General features: G+C 66.8%; 15 protein-coding genes and 4 pseudogenes. 6 read left to right on the top strand and 13 right to left on the bottom strand.

What is annotated here, in order from left to right:
* The 6 genes and pseudogenes from BCY76_RS13245 to BCY76_RS13225 all read right to left on the bottom strand — a co-directional run.
* Window positions 1-330 (bottom strand): annotated as a pseudogene (locus BCY76_RS13245) (nucleotide sugar dehydrogenase); the annotation flags it as partial.
* A 5-nt stretch (window positions 331-335) separates the two neighbouring features.
* Window positions 336-593: a hypothetical protein gene (locus BCY76_RS20030; protein WP_070160517.1), complete on the bottom strand. Its 258-nt coding sequence runs from the start codon at window positions 591-593 to the stop codon at window positions 336-338.
* Window positions 594-647: 54 nt separating this feature from the next.
* On the bottom strand, window positions 648-2,690 hold the full coding sequence (locus BCY76_RS13240) for a PQQ-binding-like beta-propeller repeat protein (protein WP_139827797.1): 2,043 nt from the start codon (window positions 2,688-2,690) through the stop codon (window positions 648-650).
* A 70-nt stretch (window positions 2,691-2,760) separates the two neighbouring features.
* On the bottom strand, window positions 2,761-3,480 hold the full coding sequence (locus tag BCY76_RS13235) for an aspartate/glutamate racemase family protein (protein WP_083277544.1): 720 nt from the start codon (window positions 3,478-3,480) through the stop codon (window positions 2,761-2,763).
* Window positions 3,477-4,394 (bottom strand): hypothetical protein, encoded by a 918-nt coding sequence (locus BCY76_RS13230; RefSeq protein ID WP_139827796.1) that lies wholly within the window; start codon window positions 4,392-4,394, stop codon window positions 3,477-3,479. Before BCY76_RS13230 ends, BCY76_RS13235 begins: the two co-directional genes overlap by 4 nt.
* A gap of 394 nt (window positions 4,395-4,788) precedes the next feature.
* Window positions 4,789-5,910: an ATP-binding protein gene (locus BCY76_RS13225; RefSeq protein ID WP_170922697.1), complete on the bottom strand. Its 1,122-nt coding sequence runs from the start codon at window positions 5,908-5,910 to the stop codon at window positions 4,789-4,791.
* 755 nt (window positions 5,911-6,665) lie between these two features.
* On the opposite strand from BCY76_RS13225, the gene BCY76_RS13220 reads away from it, so the two are divergent.
* From BCY76_RS13220 to BCY76_RS13200, 5 genes and pseudogenes are all read left to right on the top strand, one after another.
* On the top strand, window positions 6,666-7,829 hold the full coding sequence (locus BCY76_RS13220) for a D-alanine--D-alanine ligase family protein (RefSeq protein ID WP_070160524.1): 1,164 nt from the start codon (window positions 6,666-6,668) through the stop codon (window positions 7,827-7,829).
* Between the two features lie 277 nt (window positions 7,830-8,106).
* A pseudogene (locus BCY76_RS20755) lies at window positions 8,107-8,586 on the top strand (Mur ligase family protein); the annotation flags it as partial.
* Between the two features lie 161 nt (window positions 8,587-8,747).
* Complete coding sequence (locus BCY76_RS13210) at window positions 8,748-10,016, top strand: glutamate ligase domain-containing protein (protein ID WP_070160526.1); 1,269 nt, start codon at window positions 8,748-8,750, stop codon at window positions 10,014-10,016.
* A 767-nt stretch (window positions 10,017-10,783) separates the two neighbouring features.
* A complete protein-coding gene (locus BCY76_RS13205) occupies window positions 10,784-11,221 on the top strand; it encodes a hypothetical protein (RefSeq protein WP_139827794.1) in 438 nt (145 codons plus the stop codon).
* 57 nt (window positions 11,222-11,278) lie between these two features.
* A pseudogene (locus BCY76_RS13200) lies at window positions 11,279-12,566 on the top strand (ISL3 family transposase).
* Window positions 12,567-13,367: 801 nt separating this feature from the next.
* On the opposite strand, the gene BCY76_RS19535 reads toward BCY76_RS13200, so the two are convergent.
* The 7 genes and pseudogenes from BCY76_RS19535 to BCY76_RS13170 all read right to left on the bottom strand — a co-directional run bounded on the left by BCY76_RS19535 (window position 13,368) and on the right by BCY76_RS13170 (window position 24,076).
* Entirely contained in the window at window positions 13,368-13,874 is a 507-nt protein-coding gene (locus tag BCY76_RS19535) for a hypothetical protein (RefSeq protein ID WP_070160530.1), read from the bottom strand.
* A 159-nt stretch (window positions 13,875-14,033) separates the two neighbouring features.
* Window positions 14,034-14,327, bottom strand: a pseudogene (locus BCY76_RS20750) (ATP-binding protein); the annotation flags it as partial.
* Between the two features lie 146 nt (window positions 14,328-14,473).
* Window positions 14,474-17,032, bottom strand: a complete 2,559-nt coding sequence (locus BCY76_RS13190; RefSeq protein ID WP_139827792.1) for an enolase C-terminal domain-like protein — start codon at window positions 17,030-17,032, stop codon at window positions 14,474-14,476.
* A gap of 118 nt (window positions 17,033-17,150) precedes the next feature.
* A complete protein-coding gene (locus tag BCY76_RS13185) occupies window positions 17,151-18,344 on the bottom strand; it encodes a hypothetical protein (protein WP_070160534.1) in 1,194 nt (397 codons plus the stop codon).
* On the bottom strand, window positions 18,341-21,352 hold the full coding sequence (locus BCY76_RS13180) for an acylphosphatase (RefSeq protein ID WP_070160536.1): 3,012 nt from the start codon (window positions 21,350-21,352) through the stop codon (window positions 18,341-18,343). Before BCY76_RS13180 ends, BCY76_RS13185 begins: the two co-directional genes overlap by 4 nt.
* Complete coding sequence (locus tag BCY76_RS13175) at window positions 21,349-22,617, bottom strand: glycosyltransferase (protein WP_070160538.1); 1,269 nt, start codon at window positions 22,615-22,617, stop codon at window positions 21,349-21,351. The genes BCY76_RS13180 and BCY76_RS13175 overlap by 4 nt, the downstream gene beginning before the upstream one ends.
* Window positions 22,610-24,076 (bottom strand): asparagine synthase-related protein, encoded by a 1,467-nt coding sequence (locus BCY76_RS13170; protein WP_070160540.1) that lies wholly within the window; start codon window positions 24,074-24,076, stop codon window positions 22,610-22,612. Before BCY76_RS13170 ends, BCY76_RS13175 begins: the two co-directional genes overlap by 8 nt.
* A 76-nt stretch (window positions 24,077-24,152) precedes the next feature.
* Between BCY76_RS13170 and BCY76_RS13165 the strand changes: the two genes are divergently transcribed.
* Entirely contained in the window at window positions 24,153-25,343 is a 1,191-nt protein-coding gene (locus BCY76_RS13165) for a sugar-transfer associated ATP-grasp domain-containing protein (RefSeq protein WP_070160542.1), read from the top strand.
* Window positions 25,344-25,592 lie beyond the last annotated feature (249 nt).

Here is a 25,592-nt window from a genome sequence, read left to right as displayed (position 1 = left end):
CACCTCATCGACGAACCGCGCGTAGAACGCCGTCGCAGACTCCGTGGCCTCAGCACTGAGCCCACCCACCAGCTTCGGCGTGTTCGTGATCCCGAAACGCGTCGACCCCGGGTCCACCCGCTCCGGGGAATAGGCCAGCAGGAAGTCCTGACCATGGACCAGACCCGAGGACTCCAGAATCGGCAGCACCACCCCATCAGTGGTCCCCGGATACGTCGTCGACTCCAACACCACCGTGGTCCCCGCCGACAGATGCTCCGCGATCGTCCGGGCCGAGGCCTCCACCGCCCGCAGATCCGGACCACCCTCCTCACTCAGAGGAGTCGGCACACAGATCACCACCACCGACGCGACCCCAACACGGCCGGATCAGCAGAAGCCCGGAACCCCTGCGAAAGCATCACCGCCACATCAGCATCCGAGAGATCATCCACATGCGAAACACCCGCATTCAGATCCCCCACCAGAGACTCCGAGACATCGAACCCCACCACAGGAATCCCCACAGCCACCGCCGCCTGCGCCAACGGCAGCCCCACATACCCCAACCCCACAATCACCACAGGGCGCTCAGCATCAGGTGAGAAGGTCACAGGGTCTCCTGTCGATCGGGGGTGCTCCAGGGGGCCATGTTACCGGCGCGGGGCTCAGGAACCACGGCGCGCGTCCGTCTCCGAGCCCTCCCCCGGGATGCCCACCTGCAGCACCTCGGAGCCGGACATCGTGTAGAGGTGGCAGCCGTCGGAGGCCAGACCGGGCCAGGTGAACCACTCGCCGTCCAGATCCTCGAGAAGGACCCGAGCCTGCCCGGTCTCCGGGTCGAGGTGGAACAGCTTCTCCTCCGTGGCGCCGTAGACCTCGCCCTGGTGGGTCAGCAGGCCTCCTGGACCCAGTCCGGCGTCCTCGACGACGACGTCCCGAGTCTGGGTGTCGAGGACGAACACGGCTCCGTCCGCCGTGAGCCCACGCAGCCGGTCGTCCTCCAGCGCCAGGCCGGTGATGACGCCCGCGCCGTCCACCGGGGCGGTGGTCCACATGACGCCGCCTGTGCGGAGGTCGACGGCGGCGACCTGGGCGTCGTCGTCGCCGTCCTGCATGCCGGAGCTGCCGGCCACGTACGCCACGCCGTCGGAGGCCACGACCGCGCTGCTGGCAAGGTCGGCGAACGGCGCGATCGTGTAGCTCTCCTCCGTGGCCGAATCGTGCACCGTCACGGAGCCTGCGCCGCCGGAGTCGGCCTGGACGGCCATCACCAGGCGCCCGCTGTCGTCGTCGAGGGTCAGCGCCCTGGGACGGTCATGGCCTGACGGGGACTCTGCGACGACCTCATGCTCGCCGGTCTCGGGATCGAGGCGGATCAGCTCTCCGGAGGAGTACATGGCCAGGTACAGGGTGCCCTCATGGGCGACGACGTCCTTGGGCTCTCCCGGGACGTACACCTGGTCGAGCTCGCCGGTGGCCAGCTCTCGGACGCCGATGGTGAAGTGGCCGCCGGTGTAGACGACGCCGTCGACCACAGCCAGGGATTGTGCAGGCTCACCCTGAGGATCCTCACCCCGGCCCCCGGAGTCCAGATCGGTGATGCGAGAGGACGACTCCTCCAGGTCATAGCTCCACAGGTGCCCCAGGTTGCCGACTCCATGGAGCGTCCCGTCACGGTGGAACATGCCGCGCGTCTGGCCTCCGGGGAGCTCCAGGTCCGCGAGTCGCTCAGGGCTCTCCCCGCCGAGCTCATGCCGCCACAGGGCGGATCCGCTGGTGAAATACACCGTGTCCCCCACGATCTCCAGGGACTGCACCGTCCCGGTGGGGACTCGGAACACCTCATGGTGCTCCGGGTCTTGGGAGTCGATCACCGTCAGTGTGGCCGGCGACCGTGTCCCGACGGCGAGGACGTCCTCCGTGGCCTCCAGCGAGTAGACGAACGTCGCACCCTCGAGCTCCTCCGGCAGCACGGATCGGGAGTCCCCGGACTCGCGGTCATAGGCGATGAGATCCGCCGAGGCGTTGCCGAGCCCGATGTACACCGTGTCTTCGGTGGCGGCCACACTGCGCGCATCCTGGCGCGTGTCGTTCTGGAAGTGCCCGAGGAACTCGGTGGTGTCCTCGTCTGGGTCGTATTCCCAGAGCCCGGCGTTGTTCTGCCGTGAGGTGACGGCGTAGACGGTGCCGTCCGGGGCGGTGGTCATGTCCCAGATCAGACGAGCCGGAGCGGTGGATCCGACCTCGACCAGTTCGCCCTCCTCCGGGTCCAGGCGCATGATGGCCGAGCGCCGAGGGCCGTCGAAGCTCATGCCCACATAGAGCGAGTCCCCCGAGACGGTGGCGCCCCAGGTGCCGTGACTCGCCTCTCCGTCCACGACGACGTCCTCGTGGTACGTCAGTCCGCCGTCCGCGGCGTCGAAGCCCGCCACCAGGCCGGGACGCAACGACATGTGGCGGCTCACCACGAAGACGGTGTCCTCGATCATCCCGGAAGCGGTGACAGGGAACGACTCGCTGCCAGGACCGATGCTCTCAGCCGAGACCTCCAGAGAGGAGTCGCCGGACGACACCGGGCCGAGGCACCGGCCGGAGGAGGGCGCCGCATCGCTGGAGCCGCTCCGGTCGTCGCAGGCGGCGGCGGACAGCACGAGCACCGCCGCCAGTCCGGCCGCTCGCCATCCCCGATTCCGTCCATGTCGACTCACCGAGCAGAGGATACCCTCTTCGGATCATCCCCACCTCCCTCAGGATGTGACGGCCGCGGAACGTCGGCGACTACTCGGACCTGCTCGTGGCTTCCACGATGACACGGTTCACCAGTTGGATGGCGGGGTCGATCATGGGGCTCGGAAGGTCGGCGTCTCCCAGCACCAGCGGGATCTCGGTGCACCCTCCGATGATCACATCGGCGCCGGCCGCGCTGAGTCGTCCGACGACGTCGGCGAGTGCGCGGCGCTGTTCAGCGGTGACCTGGCCGGACTTCACCGCATAGATGACCTGCATCACCGTCAGCTGGTCTTCACCGGAAGGCAGCAGCGGTTCCACGCCGATGCGCCGGAGCCCGGCCTGGTAGAGATCAGCGGCGAGCGTGGCATCTGTCGCCAGGAGTCCGACCCGCTGGACGTAGGGCAGGGATCTCACGTGGTCCGTGGTGACGTCGACGATGCTGATGCAGTCGAGGTCCACCTGAGCACGGATCTCTGGAAGGAAGGCGTGGGCGGCGTTGCAGGCCATCACGTAGAAGTCCGCACCGGCATCGGCCAACTTCTGCGCCCCCTGGATCAGCTTCTCTGTGGGATCCTCTCCTTCGTCGGTGAGGGAGACGCAGCGAGCTGGGACTGTGGGGTCCGCCCAGATGACGACGCGCAGATGCTCCTGGTCAGTCGTCGCCGGAGTGGCTGCGACGAGCTTGGCGTAGATGTCTGCCGTCGCGGCCGGACCCATGCCTCCCAGGATGCCGACCAACGGTGCTGTGTCCTGACCCGAGGGCTTCACGTGCTGCCCTCCTCCGCGAGGCGACGGATGGACACGGTCTCGGGTGGTCGTCCGCCGAGCTTGCCGACATGGGCCAGTCCGGACAGGGCCGCGGCCTGGCCCGGTGTGCAGCGCAGCGTGGTCGTCACGGTCCGGGCCTGTCCCGTGGTCACCTCACCGTCGATGCGGTGGCCGGGCATCCACGCAGTGATGGCATCGGCGACTGCGCGACTGTCGTGGACGTCGTTCAGGGTGACCTCCGCCGTCAGCATCGCCAGGGGTTCGGCTGTGTCGAGCTGCCCCCTGGCAGCGTGGGCGACCACGCAGCGGCTGAGGTGCAGACTCCATTCCGGGGAGATGTACCGGGCTACCAGACCGATCTTGGGCGACACGCTCAACACCGTCGCACGGTCAGGCGCGTCTTCGATGTCTCGGCACGTCAGGACGACCATCCCATGGGGCATGGAGGGCATGGCGTGCAGAGCCTCGACAGCTGTGTCCAGCAGGTGAGGATCGACGTGCCCGAAGCCCCCTGGCCCCGCCCGATAGATCTCGTCGGACCAGCGAGATCGAGATCTCCTGACCACGGAGACCACCTGGGATCCCACCACGTAGAACGCGTATTCGGCACCCGGCTGGAACTGCTCGACGAGAAACGTGCTGTGTCGGCCCAGTTCCTCCTGATAGGAGCGGAGCGCCGAGCGGATGTCCTCTTCGGCGCGGAGTCGCCGTCGCAGGCTGGGCCGCTCTGCTGATCGTGGCTTGAGCACCACGCCGCGTCGGAGGGTCAGGGCGAACGCGATGGCGTCGTCGACCTGTCCATCACCGAACCGCCGCGATGTCGGCACCTGGAGGCCTGCCTCAATGAGAGCGGACTTGCGGTGGATCCGATCCTCGCAGGCCCGCACACCAGCCCGAGACGTCTCGACGCTCATGGTCTCGTGAAAACCCGTCTCATGGGCTGAGGCTGGCGATCCTCCCAGAAAGGCCCAGCGTGTCAGACGCATCGTGTCGAGACCCGCCGCGAGGGCTGCGGCCTCCAGCAGGAGGCTGGAGCGCACCCGCGGAGTGAATTGAGCGGACTCGGCAGGCCACCCGAGGGCCTGAGCAGGAGGTGCTGTCATGACTCTGCCCCTTGGAACGGTGTCGGCATGGCTCCCCCGACAGGCGCTGTCCTGACGATGTCGGGCCTGCCTGTGTGGCTGCCCGAGTGCATCGACGTCACCAGCGCTGAGACCGATTCGACAGGCCCCCCGAGGAGCGCCCGGACGGACGTGCGCCCTTCGCTTCTGATGCGCCCCGCCAGCTGCAGCCTGCGGGCGTGGTGCGTCAGCCATCCAGCCAGGCCGGATGGATCGGCGACGCCTGGGCCCTCACCGCGATCTGCAGCGTGCCTTCCCGCGGCGGCAGCTGGATCCCGGCTGACTCAGCAGCCCGGCGGACCACGGTCTCTGCCACGGGCTGCGGCTCTCCGTACACAGGCGCTTGATTGGCCATGAGCGCGGGGGTCGTATTGATCTCACAGATGCCGCCGGATTGGCTCTCCAGAGGCCGCCGATGATCCGGGACCAGGAAGTCGACACCGGCTTGGTTCAGACCCGGTATGGCGTCGACGGCGCGGACCGCAGAGTCCAGGATGCTGGGGTGGGTCTCTGGGAGCACTTCGGTGGAGTCGCCGCCTTGGGAGATGTTGGCGGCTGATGCGAGCCAGACGGTCTCGTCAGGCGCCGGCACGTAGTCCCACGAGGCCTGCTGCCGCTCCAGCTGATAGGTGCTGGACGAGTCACAGCGGATCAGGCGTGTTCGCGTGTGGGGGTTGTGCCGTCGCTGGTGATTCTTCGCGACCACGAGCTCCGCCACACTCCGGACGCCATCCCCTGTGACGTTGGCCGGGCGGCGGAGCACCACGGAGAGCACCGCACCGTAGGCCACATAGATTCTGTAGTCCGCCCCTGGGACGTGGTCTTCGACGATGAAGCGACTGTCGGCGGGGTCGAGGTGGGAGATCTGCGCGGCCGCCCATTCGACGCCCGTGCGGCTGAGAATTCCGGCGACCACTCCCTGTCCGCTCTTGCCGGCGACAGGTTTGACGACCACGGGATACCCCAGGTCCTCCGCGAACTGGACGGCGTCTTCGAGCTCCTCCGGCTGGAAGAGCCGTCCCTCCGGCACTGCCGCCCCGGCGGCCTGGAGGAATCGCCGGGTCAGCTGCTTGTTTCCCGTGATCACACCGGAGACCGGTGAGGATGCCTCGGAGAAGGACAGTCCGAAACTGATGCGACGACCGTCCGCATCCTGGGCCGAGAAGTCCTTCCACGAGGTGCGGAGCGTGCGGAGTCCGCAGCTGAGCGCGATCTTCTGCAGTTCCTGGTTCGCCTCACCCACCTTCGGCAGCCCGTGGTGGATCGAGAGGTCGTAGGTGTTGGGGGCACGCCCCTCAGCGTCACGCACGAGCTCAGTGGCTGGGAACCAGTAGTGGCGGTGCACATGGCCTATCAGATCGGTGTACTGCCACTGGGGCGCCCCCGATGGGCCCTGAGACTGCGCCTGCTGCAGGTGTCGAATGGCTGCTTCGACGGTGCGGACCACCAGAGGGTGATCGCCGCTGCCGACCGCTTCACGGGCCATCTCCAAGGGATCTGCCTCAGCAGAGACCTCAGCCCCTACGAGATGGCGGCACGCGGACGTGAGTGCCCGCCAACGATCACTGCGGGCTGAGGGCGTCAGCTTCACCCGGGGCGTGGCATCGCCCTGACCCACGATCCCAGCCGCGGCGTCTCCCTCTGCGTCCGCATGCAGCCGGAGGCAGAAGCTGAACGACCAGCTGCTGCGCGGACGCGGGTCACCATCCTCCGACGCAGGGAAAGCCGCAGTGTGTTCCAGGGCGTGTGCTCGCTGAATGCGCATGCGGTCCATCCCTGACGCTGCTGGAGGCTGCACGCGACCGCCGACGGCTCGTTGCTTATGAGCCCCTCGTCGACTTCACGGCTTGGATATGAGAACTGATCACGATCGTAGTGGTTGCCGCAACCGTTGGATCCGCAGCAGCGCCACCGCCTGTGGGGTTTCAGCCGGTCGACTCTCCGGGGAGAGCAGGCCCTCAGCGGACAGGCGGACCGCCATCGGTAGACTCTGACTCGCTTCAGGAGCGCCCACGCAACCCCACGCGCAGGGCCCAACGAGACGACCTTTAAGGACGATGCCGTATGGCCGCATCCGCCAGCACTGCCCACCGGACCCGTGTTCTGGTGCTCTACGGAGGACAGTCCAGTGAACACCCGGTGTCCTGCGTGACGGCGGCAGGTGTCCTGCGAGCGATCGACACAGAACAGTTCGAGGTCATCCCCGTCGGCATCACCCGGGCCGGCCAGTGGACGATCCCTGCCGTGGATCCCTTGGACCACTCTTTCGACGGGGGCGCCGCCCCGGAGGTGCAGCCGACAGACTCCACGGTCGTGTTGCACCGACGGTTCCCCGGCGAAGCAGGGTCGTGGCCTGAGCTACTGCAGATCACGGGCGACGACGCCACTCCGCTGGGTCCGGTGGATGTGGTCCTGCCTCTGCTGCACGGACCGTTCGGCGAGGACGGCACCCTCCAGGGGTTCCTAGAGGTCGTGGGCGTCCCTTACGTGGGTGCCGGGGTCCTGTCCTCCGCGGTATCGATGGACAAGCACTTTATGAAGCTCGCTTTCGACGCTGCCGGGCTCCGCGTGGGGCCTTATCAGGTCATCACCCCCGAGCAGTGGCGCCGCGATCCGCAGCGCTGCCTCGATGCTCTCTCCGCCATGACCTTCCCGCTGTTCGTGAAGCCCGCGCGCGGTGGGTCCTCGGTGGGCATCACCTGCGTGGACGCCCCAGAGGAGCTGCCGGAGGCGATCGCCGAGGCGCGCAGCCATGATCCCAAACTGGTGGTCGAGGAAGCGATTCCGGGGCGAGAGGTCGAGTGCGCGGTCCTAGGGTCTCTCAACGGTGATGCCCCCCGAGCCTCACTGGTCGGCGAGATCGTGGTGGATGAGGCGTCCAAGGAGCACCAGTTCTACGACTTCCACGCGAAGTACACCGATGGAGACGCTGCAGAGCTATGGTGCCCTGCCGAACTACCGCCCCAGGTCTCGGATGAGATCCGCCGCCAGGCAGTCCGGGCGTTCGAAGCCGTCTCTGGCGAAGGCATCACCCGCGCGGACTTCTTCTGGAACCCCGATGCACCGACGGTGGAGGACTCCGTCGTCATCAATGAGGTCAACACCATGCCCGGCTTCACCCCGATCAGCATGTACCCTAAGCTGTGGGAAGCCACCGGAATTGGGTACACCGAACTCATCACTGACCTTCTCCACCTGGCCCTGGAGAGGCCCCTGGGGCTTCGCTGAGGGGACCTGGGGTGATCTGTCATCCCTGTAGAGTGTCGTCGGTAGTGTTGCGCATCCTGAGGAGCAGCTTGTGATCGGACCGGACGCGACAGTCCTCAGCCATATCGTCAGTGGGACATGGGAGCGTCTGCCTGCCCCGGGCTGGCGCTTCACCGGGCTGTGCACGCTCTCAGTGGTACCCTTTCGCCCCGGGGACCTGGTCGTCGCCCGCGGCTCCCACGGTCATGGCCTGGACATACGACGTCGACAGGAGAGCATCCGCGGCGCCGGCGCCGTCATGGCTGAGGAGGGCATCGAGGTCCCCGACGAGTTCCCTGTTCTGCGAGTGGCTGACACCACTGCAGCTCTACGCGCACTGGCAGCCTATTCCCGCAACGTCAGTCCCGCCAGGTTCGTCGCCATCACCGGCAGCGTGGGAAAGTCCAGCACATCGATGCTGCTGCAACATGTTCTGCGACGGCAGGGCACGGTCTCCAACACCAACGCCTCGGTGAACAACCGGCATAAGGGAGTCTCTGCGGGCACCGCACAAGCGATCGGTGCCGAGTTCAGCGTCCTGGAGGTGGCACACTCCGCTCTGCCCTCCGAAGCTGCCACCCTCCTCGCCCCGGACGTCGCCCTGGTCACGGCTCTGACCATTGCCCATGCCGAGACGCTCGGGTCGCTCGAAGACATCGCTGTGCGGAAAGCACAGCTCATCCGCTGTCTGCGACGCGGCGGCACCGTCGTCCTCAATCGAGATCTCCCCTACTTCTCGACCTTCACGAAGCCGCGGCCGAGCGTCAGGCACGTGTCGTCACCTACGGTCAACACGAAGATTCTGATGTGCGGCTTCTGGACTACTCCACAGCGACCGGAGCCGAGGCCGAGATTGCCGGTGAGCGGATCAGGTTCTCGGTGGGCACTCCCGGAGGGCATATGGCGCTCAACGGATTGGGCGCGATCACGGCCGCCTACGCGATGGGACTCGACCACCGCCAGGCGGCCTCAGACCTGGCCGAGTCCTTTTCACCGCCTCGTCGTGGCCGCACTGACCAGGTGCAGCTCGGCGGTCGCAGCGTCACGCTCATCGACGACTCACACAATGCCAACCCGCTCTCCATGCGCGCAGGCCTCGCCTACCTGGCAGAGTCAGAGCCGAGCAGTTCGGGGCGCAGGATCGCGGTCCTTTCCGACATGTTGGAACTGGACGACGACACCGCCCAGCACCACCGCGACCTGCTGGATCCCCTACAGGAGGCCGGTACACACCGGGTGTACCTGACAGGTGACCTGATGAGTCATCTCTGGGAGGCTCTGCCCGGTACCCTGCGCGGAGCTCACGCATCCTCACCGCAGCAACTCCAGGAAACTCTCCTGAAGGATCTCCGAGACGGAGACATCGTCTTCTTCAAGGGGTCGCACGGCACGGAGCTCTTCCGCACAGCAGCCCGACTTCGGCGCTCGGGTACCACGAAGTCCCGTCGCGACCCCGGTGAACAGTGGTTCCACGGGACTGCGGCCCAGTTACCTGTCCAACAGCGGAACACCCCCGCCATGGTGGTCCGCCACGGAGGCCGTGTGCATCTGTCCGCTGACGGTCGTGCTGGATGGCCGATTACGCGATTCGCCCGGATCTTCTTCCTGCTCTGGGGAGGACGGTCCGCATCCGAGAGCTCCGACTCTGCTGATGGCCCGGCGATCAGCCCCGACGTTCCGGAAATCCTGAAGTCCAGGCGACAGACGCAGGACCTCGTGGACCAGCTCGGCGGTTCCCGGGCCGCCTTGGAGCACGTGCGAAGTATGCTCCTCACAGAAGGCTTCACCTCGACCAACCTGGACTCGGTGCTCGGTATCGCCTCCGACGTCTCAACAGCCGAAGATCTCGCCCAAGCCTTCGAAACCCTGATCGCGGAGCATAGTCTGTCTCGGGCCGACACAGCCACCGCCCCTGTCTGGCGAAGGACACTCCATCAACAAGGTTGGGCTTGGGCCTTTCGAGCTGAAGGCCGAACCGGGGAGACTCACCTTCTGGCCGCCGCGCCGACAGCGTCTGGAGAACCACTGGTCGGAGTCGTCCTGGGCGCCCGGAGCATCGGCCATGCAGCGGCGAGTCTCCGACTCGCCTCGGAGGCGGCGTGCAGCGCTCCGCTCCCACTTGTCGAGAACGGCCACTCTGACGGGAAACGGCCGAGGAGTACAGGATGAGGAGCACGGCAGATCGTGGGTCGCTCGAACACCGTGACTCTCCATCTGCCCTGTTGCGCACACTCGCCCGGTGAGACGGCTGGCTGGCCCTCCATGACCCCCCTGCTGTGGACACAGTCACCTGTGACGCCGAGGGGCGAGTCATCTGGATCGCAAATGGTCTGGACAACCTTCCGGACCTTCATCCCTCCGGCTCACGGTCTGAGTGGAAGGGCGGGACCGTCGGCCAGCTGGCAGCAGTGGAGAGCCGGCCAGGCGAGCACCTCCGGGCCTCGTTCCCCGCCCCCACTGCCCCAGCCGAACAGCATTCTGGCAGTATCTGCCAGTAAGACACGTGATCCTGAACAGCACACTCTCGTTGACGTCGCCGATGCGGGGCTCGACACGGGATCTTCATCCGGCACGATGTTCCGGGCAGCCCGTTCGGAATGTTGGCGGGACCGCCGGCAACCTCGGCGACGAACTTCCTTCGGACGGGCCCCCTCATGTATTCGGAGCGACGTTCGATGCAGCAACATCGCATCGGACCGTGGATGGCGCCTACGCGCATTATGGAGCTGGCGAAGCTGACACACAACCGCCGGGCGGACTCACACTCGGTGGACGCTTCAACGGCGCATCCGCGTGGGTGGGAACGATTGGTCCGGTGCTCCTCCATCGTGGCCCCCTCGACAACGCTGTGCAGGCGAGGAATGAGCGCCTTCTCCGCTCGCTGTCCGGCATCTCGAAGGCGGACACGCCTGAGCGGGGAGTCTCGAGTCCTCTTCGTGGATTCTCGAGGGCGGGAGACGGTGGTCAAGAGCAATCCCGATGGCACCTCCCAGGTCGGGGTCGCTTCCCTGACCAAGATGATAAATAAATTGGTGGCCAGACGTTGGCTCACCGATGAGGAACGTCTCTACACCGCCGTGGCGGTCCACCCGGACGACCTTCAGGGAGGACGCCGGTTCCATCCCGCCGATGTCGTCGCCTGCCGGGATCTGCTCTATGCCGCAACGCTTCCCTCGGACAACGCCGCGCCGAATGCCATCGCACTGGGAGTCGGGCGAATGGCTCTGGACCACGAAGACCGGACAGGAGACCCGATAGCCAGATTCGTCCGAGCGATGAACGAGTTCGCCGCGGAGTTCGATCTTAAGGGGCTCTTCGCAGATGAGAGTGTAGAAGCAGGTCCCAGGGATCGGGGCGTGGCGGTGTCCGGATAGAGGTCGAGGCCTCCCGAAGATGGAAGTTCCTACACTCGCCATCTGCAAGACCTCGACGTGCCCCAGCCTGCTTTCACTTCCCCTGACCTGGGCAGCTTCTGCATGGTCGAGTCGCTCGATCTGACCGTCACCGGCCAGCATCTCGAATCACGAGGAGCGATCCTCGAATGCCGAGTCTGTGAAGATGACCCCTGGTGCCGGGACTCCGGTGGTGAAGGTGCCCCGCGGGGCACTGTGGTCCGCCGCCTGGCGCACCTTCCCCTGGGCTGGCGGCCGACCGCCCTGTGGGTGCGGGTCCGCCGGTACCGGTGTGCTGACTGCGCGAGGGTCTGACAGCAAGACACCAGCGCAGCAGCGGCTCCACGGGCGAAGCTGAGTCGGCAAGCGGTGCTGTGGGCGCTGAAGTCTGGAGTCATCGACTTCGATGAGCATCGCCAGGGTCGCCGCAGCTTGGCGGCCTCCTGGCATACCGTCAACGACGCGTGATCGCCGCCGGCCGGGGCCTGCTCATCGAAGAACCCCACCGGTTCGAAGGCGCGAAGGTCATCGGGGTCGATGAGCACTGCTGGCGCCACACCGGCCGGGGCTCTCACTACGTCACTGTGGTCATCGACCTCACCCCGTGAAGGAACGTCGCGGCCCGTCCCGGCTGCTGGATATGATCGCCGGTCGTTCCAATGCGGTGTTAAAGGCCTGGCTCGAGGCTCAGACAGACGAGTTCAGGGAGGGGATCGAGGTGGTGGCCATGGACGGGTTCACCGGGTTCAAGACCGCCACTGCCGAGGAACTGCCCGAGGCTGTGGCGGTGATGGGTCCCTTCCATGTGGTGGCCTTGGCCGGGGACGCGTTGGACCAGACAACGCAATGGGTCCAGCGTGAGACCACCTGACACCGGTGACGTTCAGGGGACCCCCTCTATGGGGCCAGACGGACGCTGCGCACCGGAGCTGATCTGCTCACCGAGCCGCAGAGCCGCAGACTCGAGGGAGTCTTCGCCGCTGATGAGCATGTGGAGGTCGAGGCAACCTGGAGCGCGTATCAGAAGATCGTCGTTGCCTACCGGTGCGCCTCCAAGCCTGCTGGCAACCAGATGCTGACAGAGGTGATCACCTCGCTGCGCCGCGGGATCCCCGCCAGGCTGGTCGAGCTGGAGACGCTCGGCCGGACGCTGAACCGTCGGACGGTCGACATCCTGGCCTACTTCGACCGGCCCGGCACCTCCAACGGGCCCACTGAGGCGATCAACGGCCGCCTCGAACCTCTGCGCGGCACGGCCCTGGGGTTCCGGAATCTGGCTAGCTACATCACCCGAGCACTGCTGGACACTGGAGGCTTCAGGCCCTGACTGCACCTTCATCTGCGATGAGCCTCTTAAGGGGCTTCATTCACCACGGCTTGGCGCTGGGGCCATGTGTCTACTCGAAGCGTGGTGGAGCTTCTGCGCAGGGTCGGTGAAGGCCCGGACCTCCGTGGCTCCTATGGAGCCAAAACGCGAAGGGTCTCCCTCACCGGAACTCACCCACGATCCAGGCGGGTCCGGCATTCCATGTTGCGAGAGTCTCCAGCCGACATTCCGGAGGCTGCCTTCGGCAACACGGGCACTGGGGAGAATACGCGCACGTCGCCGCCGCATGGACTCATCCAGACGGGTCCGAGCATGTCAGCGTCGTGCTCGACGTTGACCGGGTGAGCAACCTCGTCGCTACATCGAGCTACGCAAGGCGATCGTGGTAGCGTCCCGCGCGGAGCAGCTGCGGCCAGAACCTGACACCGCACCTGCTGTCTCTACACGCACCACGAGGACCCGCGACATCACCACTCGTTTCCGTGGGACTTCCCGCCCTGCCGCGAGCTCCGGCATGCGGATCATCCGCTCCGGCGGCCCCGTGACTCTGCCGTTGGACGCGGTGCAGGTACCAATCGACCGTGATTAACCTCGGGGAGTTGCAGAACGGTTCCGACCGCCTTCTGAGGTCTATGGACTCCTCAGCCGTGAGCCGGCATCACCGGCCAGCATCCCCATCAGCCCCTCGGGGCGTGTCATCATCTCTGGCTACGCACCGGAGGATGTGCTGCGGGGGACGTTGACATGGACTGTCGAGGATCATCGCTTCCCCAAGACCCCCTACCCCGGAATTCCGGTGCTCTAGGCTCCCCAGGGGCTTGAACAGACGCGCGTCAGGACCTGCGTCGCTCGCGTGTGGGGCGGAAGCCCGCTGACGGCGCCCGTCGCGAGCGCCGCGGCCAACTGAGCTGACGCACCGACATGGACGACTACCGTCGCATCGCCCTCCCGGGTGATGTCCATGCGAAGGCGCTCATCATGCACGTGCTCCGCATACCTCCTCAGATCATCTCCGAACGCCTCCCGGTCAACCACGCCCTCACAGGTCAGTACCCACGACCCGGTCACGTCCAGACACTGCATCGACAGCGTCCGAAACCGGTGATCCACGAGAGCGGAAGCCACGTCAAGCGACTTCACAGGGCTCAGTCGAAGTCTGTCCACATCTGACCTGGACTGCACCTGGAGCACGGAGACTCCCGTCCCGTTGAGGATCACTTCCACCTCTCCGCTCTCCAACCCAGGTAGCGCTTCAAGCGCATCGACAGCCGTGGAACGGACCAACGGATGGACTTCGGAGACGTCCACCGATACCGGCCGAGGCCCTCCGGGGGCAATCTCCGCAGCAGCGACTGCTCGGTGGCCGACCACGAGCACACGGTAGGCCCGCCCTTCAGGCAGGTGTTGCACCCAAGCTGTTCGAGCCTTGGGCTCGGGGCTTCCGGATCGATGTGTCGCGCGACGCTGAATCACGTTCAGCGCGTCTGGCAAGTCCCCTGCCCTCTCTACGACACGTCTCAAGCGAGTATTCGAGCTGTTCGCGGCACGCACCACGACTGGGAAACCGATGCTCTTCGCCAACCGTCTCGCTCGGGCGGCATCGTCGGTTCGAAGTGGTTCTCCGCTCAACACGGCAACCCGCCTGCGCTTCAGCAGTGCCTGCACAGACGATGCATGCTGTATCAGACTCGTACCGGCAGTGGTGTTCCCAGGAGGGACGAGACCGGTAAAGGCCAGCTCGGGGCGGGGCTGGGTCTCCATCCCGAGCACCATCGCCCTGGGCAGACGCAGCACAGACGTGCCGCGGCGCAAGAGTTCACTCTGGATCGCCCAACTGCCCCGATCCGATGCGGAGAGGTCTGAGAGCCCGCCGCTCCACTGTTCGCCCCCAGTTGTCCCTGCGGAAGTCACTGTCTCACCTCGAAAGCTCCTGTATGCCTGACGTCATGATGGGACGCCTCCACAGAATGGACTCGAATTCCGCGCACGCTTCGCGACGCGGCTGACACCAGGGAGGCCGCAGCATCCGTGGGACCGCTGACCTCGCACTCCAAGACGTCGCCACCCCACTGTCGCACCCAGCCCGCCAGCCGCCGTGATTCCGCTGCGGTAGCTAGCCAACCGACTGGATCACTGTTCGCCGAGAAATCTCCTGTCAGGATGACGCGGAGATCCAGCTCGTCCAGCGGCGCCTCCTGCAGCTTCACCCCGACGGAGTCCGCCACGTGCCTGACCATCTCCCGAGAGACCCTGGTCTTCTTCCCGTGCATCGGGAATTCGTGCGAACCCTGGGAAGGACTGGAATTGACCTCCAGCACTCCGCACTTCTGTTCCTCCACCGACGCTCCGGGATCAGCCACGATGAAATCGACCCCCCCATAAGCCAATCCAGGTACGGCTCCCACTGCTCGGGTAGCGGCATCCAAAATGGTGGGGTGCATATCGGCCAACATCTCAGATGACTCTCCACCTTGATGAAAACTCGGGCTGAGCGTGTACACCACTCGTTGTCCAACTTCCGGGACAGTGTCAAAATCCATACCTTGGCGGCTCAACTGCAAGCGGGCAGTGTCGTCGAACTTGATCTTCCGAGATCTCAGGTGAGGGTTCTTCATGCGGTTCGCGTGTTTGATCATCATCAACTCAGCGATCGACAGCATCCCGTCGCCTTCCACCATACCTGGACGACGCTCTACAGCCGACAATGCTCCGTCACTGCGGCATAGAATCCTAAACTCGCGACCATCAAAATGCTCTTCGACGACGACTCCAGGAGCAGCCAATGACGACCCCTTAAGCCGCTCGAACGCCCAGCGAAGCTCGTCAGCATCAGCGATCCCAGGGATCACGCCTTTGCCACCGGTCCCGCGTAAAGGCTTGAAGACGACGGGGTACCCCAGGGACTCCGCATACTCCACCGCAGGCTCCACGTCTTCAATGTCGAATCTCCGCCCCACAGGAACAGGCACTCCAGCGCCCAACAGAAGCTCTCGCGTCGTCTGTTTGTCGGTGGTCACCGTAGCCGCGAGGGACGACGTTGCGTTCGACTTCGTCCACGAGAAGGCGAGCTGCGCCCCATTCGAACTCTCGGCCACGAATTCGATCGTAGACGTCCTGACCGTGTCCAGCCCTAAGGCGAGGGCTTCCCTCTCCAGCACATGGTTGTCGAGCTGGATTTCTCTGAATCCTTGAAGATGCTCTACTTGGTAGGAGTTTTCCCCGTCAAGCAAAGATGATACACGAGGAGCTGGATACCAGTCTTGCTCCACAATATATGGAGCCAGCTTCTCATATGCCAGCGCGGACCCCAACCCCGAGATCTCACTCGGTTCGAAGACTCCAGTGCCCTTACGCAGCTTCACGAGTGGGTTCGCAATACGTTCTTCAAGATTACTCGGCGGGGTGGTCGACATGAAGTCGATTCGCGGGAGTGCCCGAATGAGCTGTCGCATAGCCCATATGCTCAGATCAGAGGTGCCGATCATTCCTCCGATGTAGATCTTGACGTCCGGGTCCAGAGCAACCGCGCGCTCGGCCGCAGCCAGAGCCGGCAAGAGGCCGCCTGCCTTGGCCAGCTTGATGTTAAGCGCTCGACATCCTCCCAGCCCGAACAGATCCTCCACATCGTCAGCGTCCCACACACTTTCATCCACCATGAGGCAGATGTCCCCCACGCCTGCCTCTGCCGTGAGTGAGTCTGCGTACTGCTGCAACACAGGCATGTGCTCGCCGCTGGCTTTGGGCACGGGCTGCTCCAAAACGATACTCTCGGGGAGCTCACCCGCGCCCATTCCTCTCACCAGTCTCTGGAGGAACTCACGTGCGCCTTCCACATCGAGCCCTTCATTGAGATCCATCCAGATCTGCTTAGGTGTTTCAGTCGCCACATTGGCCTCGTGTATGACGAGCAGGGAACTATAGTCCGCATCCGCGTCTCCGATCCCTTTGACCCGGTTCACCGAGAATCGGGTACTCTGCCGGTTCACCTTACGTGTCAGAACCGATTGGGAGGCCTGAGTCGGGATAGTGGAGGCCGTCACGACGACGTCGTCTCGTCGGACGCTTCCCAGCACCTCGGTCAGAGAGACGTCGAGCGCCTGTGCCACCAGGTCCAGCAGAGCGATCTCCAGCCCCAGCAGCGTACCGCGATGCGGCTTCTCCCGATTGGCATCAACGCTGCGTCGGACGGCGAGAGCTTGGAGGTCGTCCATCACCCGGATGACCTCACGCCGTGCCACATCAGGGTTGGTCACGTCCAGCTCCACCTCGTGGAGAGACTCCACCGCTTCAGAGAAGAATCGCCACGCCGCGCGCCGGCTCACATCACCAGTGAGCCGGTTCCGGGGTTGCGCTTCGCCGACCCCGACCAGGGAGCGCCCGTGGTGCGTCGAGTGAAGGCGCACCAGGAAGTTGATGCTGGACTGGGTGGTGGCCCGGGACGTCCCGAACGGTCTCTTCAACGGCATGCGGTATTGGATCGCATGGGACCGCTCTATGCGAATCCTGCTCACTGTGGTCACTGTGTGCTTCCTGGGATCGGTGGTTTCTGACAAGCCGTGTCATCTCTGACCTGCTGAACGTGTGTCACGTGCGAGGTTCGACATCCGCCTTCATCGCGGTCTGCCCACTCACGCCAGTGGTCAGCAGCGACTCGACGAACTCCACGGTCACCGCCAGGTCTGCACTCATCTGTCCCCCGACATGACCGCGGGCCGCATCTGTCACCTCAAGCTCCAGATCGATCCCGGCGTCGACCCCCCAGGACGCCAGGTCGGTGCAGAATTCAGCAGGATCGATGATTCCTTGGAAGGTGAGCCCGTACGTTCCCTTGAGGCTCTGGGTAGTCGAGAGGTCTTGAGCTGTCAGGCCAGCCTCGGCCATCCCGGACTCCAGAAGTGCATGTGCCAGCTGGCGCGCGGAGCCCTCCGAGATGCGGTGCTGCAGCTCCAGCCAGGGGCGCTCTGAGACGTCCACGACCACCAGCTCGGACTCCCCATCTTCAGGGACCACCACATCCACGCTGAGTACGGCGAGCCCGGGCAGAGCCTCCACCACGGCCCGGACAGTCTCAGCCAGTCCCGTGGGGTGGTCCTTCGCGGGCAGGGATCCTTCGGCCCTCCCACTCCACGGGCCACCAGGGCTGGGCACGACGTCCAGGACCTCACCGTCCAGAACCAGCACTCGCAAATAGTCTCCAGGGACCTCCTCCTCCACGAGGAAGCGGTACCCCGGCGGCACGGTCACTCGCCCATCCTGATTTCCTGGCGCGCGCAACTCGGTGATCCCGTAGGCGGCCTGTGTCGAGTCCGGACGGTCCTCCGGCGGAGTCAGCAGTGCATCGATCGCGGACCGCAGACCGGAGCGGTCCTGCACGCCGCGCGTCACATCGATGGTGCTGTCGCCGAGAGCCGGCTTCACCACCACCGGATAACCGACCCTGGCGGCGAACTGTGCCGCCGCGCGTCGACTGCGCCCGACGGAGAACGTCGCTCCCCGGGGTTGGGCCACCCCAGCCTTGCCGAGCAGGCCGCGGCGCATGCGCAGATCCTGGGTGAAGGTCACCCCGGCCAGACTCGATCCCTGGGGGATCCCGTGGGTGAAGGCCGTCTGGACTCCACCGGGGCCGAACACCTGCAGCACCTGGCGCGGCAGCAGACGGGTGCTCAGCCCGGCGGCCAGGGCCGCCTTGTGCACCTCGACCCCGTCCCGCATGCCGCGGGTCACGGCCGGGATGCTCCGCGTCTCGACGGTCTCCCCATCAACCATGGTCCAGCTCACTCGGACTCCTCGCTCTCCGGCTCTCGGGAGTCGGCCTCGGGCGACTCTTCATCATCGGCGCCCGCCAAGGCTGCGACTTCATCCTGCTCCGAGGAGGAGACCTCCTCCGCCTCGGGCCGGGGGCGGATCTCAAAGCCCTCCGCGGGAAGCATCGCCTCCGCCTGAGACATCACGGTGGCGTGGTAAGACGTCGGCATCGCACGGGCCGGCCCCACGATGCAGGCCGCGATCAACGGGGCGACACGCTCGGTCGGACCGCTCACCACGGCTTCCAGAGTGCGTCGGTTCAGGTTCCGCGCCCAGCCGATCAGCTCCGCCTTCTCCGCGAGTCGGCTCAGCCACTTGCGGAAACCGACGCGGGTCACCCTCCCGCGGATGGTGATGTGGACGGTCAGAGTCTCCTCCGGGTCCGTGGCGGCCAGCGCCTTCTGTTCGATGGTCAGGTCCATCAGCCGCTGCGCCACCTGCCGGCCCGTACCGAACATCGGGTATTCACAGTTGCCGATCGCGGCGTGGGCGTTGAGCTCGATGATCGCCGCGTCCTGCTCCGTCACAGGCTTCGACGGGTCCTCCAGGAGGAAGTCGACGCCGCAGTACTGCATGCCCGGCACGGCGGCGACAGCCTGTTCACAGGCCTCCACGATGCTGGGGTGCAGCGTGTCGAAGACGTCGATGGAGTCTGCGCCCTGGGAGATGTTCGCCGTGTTGGAGATCATGATCTCCTGGCCCTCTGGCAGGACTGAGTCCAGCGTCAGGCCCAGCTTGTCCAGCTGGTGACGCATGGTGCCGTCCACCTTGGCCGGGCGGGTCCACAGGTGGGGGTTGGCCCGACGGGCGACGTTGCGGTGGATCAGCAGCTCAGCGATGGTGGAGCGCCCGTCTCCGACGGCAGAGGCCGGCTTGCGCTGGATCGCCGCGACGACCTGGCCCCCGACCACCAGGATCCGGTGGTCACGTCCGTTGATGTGCTTCTCCACGATGAAGTCCTGGCCGCCGAACTTGCTGTCGGCCATCAGCTCGAAGGCCTCCTGCAGCTGCTCGGGCGTCTCGATGCCGGCGATCACGCCGATCCCGCGGATGCCCATACTGGGCTTGACCACCACGGGGAAGCCGATCATCCGCACGAAGGCGCGAGCGCTGTCGAAGTCGCCGTTGCGGAAGGTCCGTCCCTGCGGGGTGGGCACGCCGGCGTCCTCCAGCATCAGCCGGGTCGCCTCCTTGTGCGTACAGACCGAGATCGCCACCGCGCTGGAGATGGGGCTGCGGCTCCACTTGAAGTTCACCGGCGGATTCGTGCCGTCGAAGGCCACGAAGGCGCTCTTGGAGTACCGAGTCGTCGACAGGCCGCGGGCCAGTGCGCGCTTCTCCAGCAGAAACCCCTTGGTCCCGTTCGGCCCCAGCGGCCGCACATCTTCGACGTGCTCGTAGCGCGCCGGGAGACGCCCCTCGTTGTGCGGCTCGGGAAGGGCCGGCACCTGGGCGAATCGACGGACTTCACTGACCAGCGCGCTGTAGTCGATCGTCAGCCCATGGCCCGGCAGATCGCGCGGGACGGTGGTCCGGAGGGCCGACCCCTGGGGAGCGATGTCCTCCCCCTCGTCGTCCCCCTCCGCAAGTTCGTCGGCGGCTTCCTCGTCCTCGTCCATCGACGACTCATCGTCAGCGGATTCGTCCTCCGGCACCTCTGCCTCGGCCTCTTCATCTCCGGCCAGGCCGTCATCGGTGTCCTCGTCGGGAGTGTCTTCGTCCTCGGCCCCACGGTCAGCCAGCGCCTCGTCGTCCTCCTCGGACTCGAGGAAGTCCAACCCGTGGTCCTGCCACGTGGCGAACGGAAGCTCCGAGTGGCGGTACGCGGAGGTCTGCACCGCCTCCAGGACGGGCATGGCCAGCGCCAGGTGCTGTGTGACGGTCTTCGTGATCCACCCCGCCCCGTTCATCCTGCTGAGCATCACCACAGCGTCGTCGGACACCTTCAGCGCCGCCTCCGCGAGGTCCATCGCGGCGAGGACGCCGCCGGCCTGCGCGGGACGGACCACCACGGCCCGCAGCCCACCCAGCTTCCGGAGTCGGCCCAGGCTGTGCAGGTCCCATATCGACTCGTCACCGACGATCAGCAGACGAAGTCCCTCACGGTCCGCCTCGGCGAGGATGTCATCGGCACGGCGCTGCAGGGCCGGCAGGTGGTCGGCGTAGCGGGCAGGCACCGGCTGCTCGAGCAGCACCTCGGCGGGCAGGTGGCCGCGCACCATGCTGGTGGCGATCTCCTCCACGAGCTCCATGGCCTGATCGCGGTCCATCAGTCCCGAGCCCTCGACCCACAGCGGCTTCTCGCCCTGACCCACGGCCCGGGATCGGCTCACCGTGGACAGGATCTCGAGCGCGTCGACCGACTTCTCCACCGAACGCCCGCCGACGGTCCGGATTCGCTCGTGGCGGCCGGCGCGGGCCTTCAGACGACGCCGCATCCTCTTCAACGGCATACGGCTCGGAACCACGGCCGGGAACACCGGAGCCTCGTGCCGGACCGTGCCGAGGAGTTCATGGAGCGGAACGCCCGCGGCACGGGCGAAGAGGTCCAACAGCGCCACCTCGACACCCAGCAGCGTCCCGCGGTAAGGCCGTTTCTGCTTCTCGTCGTGGTTCAGCTGCTGAGCCAGGTCGAGGAACTCAGCCACCAGGGAGCGCACCTGGCCCAGCGCCTCCTCCCGACCGGAGATGGTCAGGCTGCGCCCTTCCAGCCGCTCGAGGACAGCCTGGAGGAACGTCCACGACTCCTCGGCCGAATCGCCGGTCAGGCCGCCGCGGGGCTGTCCCTCGCCGATGCCCTCCACCGAGACGCCGTCAGCATCTGTCACCGTCACGGTGACCACATGATTCGTCGTGACCTTCTTCTGCCCGGGGACCTTGTAGGAGAAGGCTCGGGCCCGGGTGATCTGGACCGGTCCCGGGGCCAGTGCAGGTTCGGCGGTCAGCAACGTCGCGGGGTCGTCGCGCAGAGAAGTCGTCATGCGGGGCGGCTCGTCAGTCCTTCGGAGGTCGACGGCGGTGCTGACGACGGTGACGATGCAGCATGCAGGTCTGCCTCGCTCAGCTCGTCGAGGGACTGCCCCCGTCTCAGCATCAGCACGTCATGGGCGTGGATGGCAAAGATCGTACCACCGGCGTTCAGCGTCCTCTCAGCAATCGCGGGGCCGGGCTTGGCCGCCCGCCGGGAGAACCCGATGCGCCGGGCCGTCTCGGTGCGCATCATCAGAGTCCCCAATGCGGGGGGCTCGTCGAACGTCCGCTGCAGCTTGGGCGCGCGGATCCTGACCTCGCCGTCATCGGCCTTCACGAACCAGCTGGCCCGGCCCACCAGGTCCGCCCCGGAGTGCCGGACGGCCTGCAGCAGGTCGGTGATGTGCCCGGCGCCGTAGAGGGCGGTCTCCTCGATGACGGCCACGTGGCGGCCGGCCGCCTGGTCGATCCCGATGTTGAGCCGGTCCGCCACGGTGCTGCGCGGGGTGGCACGGATGAGTCGCACGGGGACGTCCCAGCGGGTGAGCGCCTCCTGCGCCCGCTCCTCATGGAGCGGATCGATGACGAGCAGGGCCTCCATCCTCGGGTGGTCCTGGCGCTTCAGGTTCTCCAACGTGCGGTCGAGGTTCTCCGCCCGACGGGAGACGATCAGCGCTGTGACGAGCGGATCCGCCTCCACCGGGACGCCCAGGTGGCCCAGCAGGCGGGAGGCCTGCGCGGCAGGGCTGCGGGTGCCGATCAGCTCGCGGCGGGCTGTGATCCTCTCCGCGGCGGCGGCCTCCGGGTCACCGAGCCGCTCCAGGAGGGTCTCGCGGGGATCGACGACGGGTTCCATCAGCAGCGCCCTGTCGACGCCCCATCGCCGCAGCATCGCGGAGTGCAGATCACTCCGGGTGGTGACGGAGTGGGAGACAACGGCGGCGAGCGGACCCTCCAGGTGCTCCGGCTCCTCGATCCGCAGCACCGTCGGGATGCCCTCACCCTCACAGGTGATCAGCAGGTCCCGGACGACGGGGCTGAGGCCCTCCCCGCGCCCCGCATGGCCGTGCCCCGCGTCGGCGCCCAGGACGACCAGGTCGAGACCGCGGCGGACCTCCTCCTCCAGCGAGCAGGACGAGAGGTCGACGGCGGTCCCCACCCCCTCGGGCAGCGGCGGACAGCCCAGGTGGCCGGTCCGCAGGTACGGATACGGCGCCGCCGGGGCCGCCAGAGCCGCAGTCCATGGCGTGTGCACGTCGTCGATGGCCTCACCCATGATGGATCGTTCCTCTCGCGCCCGCCGTCGGCAGCAGATCGGGCTGGACCTCGGTCAGCCGGTCGGCGTGATCCTCCGCCCAGAGCGCCATCATCGCCAGTCCGCGCAGCAGGTGCTGCGCCTTGGTGGTGGAGAGCTGCGCCGCCCATTCCTCCGGAGGAGCCTCCCGCAGGGTCGGGGACAGCAGCTCGCCGGCCGGGCTGGGGACGATGAGCCGCCGGAGCCACTCGGCGGACTCCACGCTGGCGATGCGTCGCACATGCTGACGCCGCCGCGTCAGGTCCGCCGCCGTCGGCAGGCCGGTCAGCCGGGAGTCAGCCCGTTCCAGCAGGTGCGGGTACCAGGCGCCGTCACGTTTGCGCGAGGCCGGGACTCTCAGGGCTCGGGTGACGACCTCTTCGGCCATGATCGGCATGCGGGCGGGCGCAGCCCATCCGAGGACCTTGGCCGGGGCCAGGCTGATGCCGGGCAACGTCCTCGTCAGGTACGCGGTCAGCGTGGCACCGTGGGGATGCCGCAGCAGCGGGCGGGCCACCTGCTCGAAGTCCGCCCGGCTCCTCTCTTCGAGCATCGCTCCGACGCCCGGCGCGAGGATCTCCTCCGCCGCGTCGAGGTACCGTCCCAGCCGGGCGAAGCGGGAGTCCATCAGGGCCGTGTCCGAGACGTCGGAGGGCGCGTCGTCGTCCGGGAACCCTCCGCCGAGGAAGACCCCTCCGCCCAGGCCGTCGAGCACGGCGCCTCGAGGTCCGTCCTCGGCGGCTCCGCGGATCACTCGGGCGACCGGCATGAGCCAGATGTGGAACGAGGCCATGTGGTGGACGATGCGCCCGTAGTCGCGGGCGTCGTCGGGGAAGTCCACCACGGAGCCGGGCACGATGCGCTGCTCAAGTCCGAGCGCCGAGGCGGTGCGGGCCGCCACCAGCTCCTCCATGGAGGTGCCCGTGTCCGAGGACGTGGTCCAGGCGATCAGCCCGTCGGGCGCCTCCTGGGCGGCCAGCGAGGCCAGGATCCGGGAATCCCGCCCGCCGGAGAGCATCGGATTCAGCGGGCCGAGCAACGCGGCCTGCCGGATCTCCTCGCGCAGCGCCTCGAGGACGTCATCGGTCAGCTGCCGGGGGTCCAGGTCCGACTCCGGCGCCACGTCCTCCCAGGACCAGGCGTCCCGGCTGACGGCGACGCCGTCGGCGGTGATCGTGGCGGACTCACCCGGCTGGAGCCTGCGCACCCCCGCAAACGGGGTGCGGCCGGCCAGCGGTGCACCGAAGGCGAGGATCTCGGCCCAGGCGGTCCAGTCCGGGGTCAGCCGGCCGGAAGTCTGCGTGATCAGCGCGTCGAGGTCGTCCGAGGTGACGAGGGCCTGCACCGACTCGCCCGGTGCCCCTGCGGTCCGGACGAAGACAGGCTCGACCGCTGACGAGGTCGCGTGGACCGTCTGGGCGGGGGCGTCATGGGTCGGCACTGTTACGATCATAGCGCCCCGGGACCGGCGCGCTCCGGAGGCCCCCAGACACCCGCGAAGTGAGGCAGAACCACCCATGGTCCACCCCGGTCAGGACGAGCCCACGGGCCAGGACGGAGGCCTGTTCGGACGCCTCGCGGCGTTGCGCTCCCAGGTCACCGAATTCGCCCAGGAGGCCGAGCAGACCCGACGCCGGATCAGCTCGACCATGCGCAAGAGGCAGCGCACCTGGGAGGACTATCGGAAGTTCCTGCGCAAAGAGTTCCGATGGGAGGCTCCGCTGCACCACCGTCGGCCGCTCTGGTGGCGCAAGGGATTCCTGTCCCGGTCGGTGACGCTCTACGAGCTGGACCGCAACGACCCCTCCCTCTATGTCAACGACGTCCAGCGGTACACCCGCACCAAGCGTATGGTGCACCCGACCCTGCAGGAGCTGCTGGACAACAAGTTCGCGTTCTTCCTGCTGATGCACCACCTCGGGCTGAAGTCCGACGTGGTGCCGCTGCTGGGCCTCTACGTGCGCGGCGGAGTGAACCTCTTCCCCCACGACCGACGCGTCCCCCTGCAGACGTTCCTGCAGTCGCATCTCGAAGTCGACCAGAAGGTCTTCGTCAAGCCGCTGCGCGGCGCGGAGGGACGGCGGGTCCGCTCCATCACGCGGACCGCGAAGGGGTTCCGGATGAACGGCGACACGGTCTCCGTCTCGGAGATCCGGCAGTGGATCCAGGACCAGAAACGCCCCATGATCTTCGAACGCGGGATCGAGCAGCACCCGGCGCAGGCGGCGCTCAACCCGTCCGCGACCAACACGCTGCGCGTGCTCACGATGCCCGACGTGGACCAGGGCAAGGATCCGTTCATCGCCGTGGCGGTGCAGCGCATCGGCACCGAGCGCTCCGGGCACGTGGACAACTGGACCCAGGGAGGGCTCAGCGCCAAGGTGGACATCGAGACGGGCACCCTCTCGCGCGCCGGACAGCTGCCGGAGGGCCGCCGCCCCGTGTGGTTCAGCGAGCACCCGGACTCCGGAGCCGTGATCGAAGGCGCGACGGTCCCCTTCTGGGAGGAGACCAAGGAGCTGGTGATGGACGCCTCGCGGCGGCTGAGCTTCATGGAGTACATCGGCTGGGACATCATCATCGGTCCCACCGGCCCGGTGATCCTCGAAGGCAACATCAACTCGGGCATGAACGTGCTCCAGGTGCACGGCCCTCTGCTCGCCGACGAGCGGGTCCGCAGCTACTACCTCAAGCGCGGCGTCATCTGAGCCGTCGCGGAGCCCTCGTCAGCGGATGATCCCGCTCAGAGGTGGGCGCGGCGCAGCGCATCCAGGACGGCCGGGGCCTGCTCAGGCGAAGACTCAGCGGTGGCGCCCAGGCGGGTCACCAGCTGTGCGCCGTCGGTGCCGAGGTGCAGCCACGCATCGGCGCCGCTGTGCCGGGTCCGGTCGGCACCGGACGCGTCATCGCCTCGATGAGTTCGACGTCGGGCCCTCCCCCGCCGAGCCCCTCCCCTG

Origin of the sequence: Nesterenkonia sp. PF2B19 (genome assembly GCF_001758425.2) — a bacterium.
Classification (GTDB): domain Bacteria; phylum Actinomycetota; class Actinomycetes; order Actinomycetales; family Micrococcaceae; genus Nesterenkonia; species Nesterenkonia aethiopica.
Note: the sequence above shows the minus strand (reverse complement) of the source record. Positions and strands in the feature narration are given on the sequence as shown.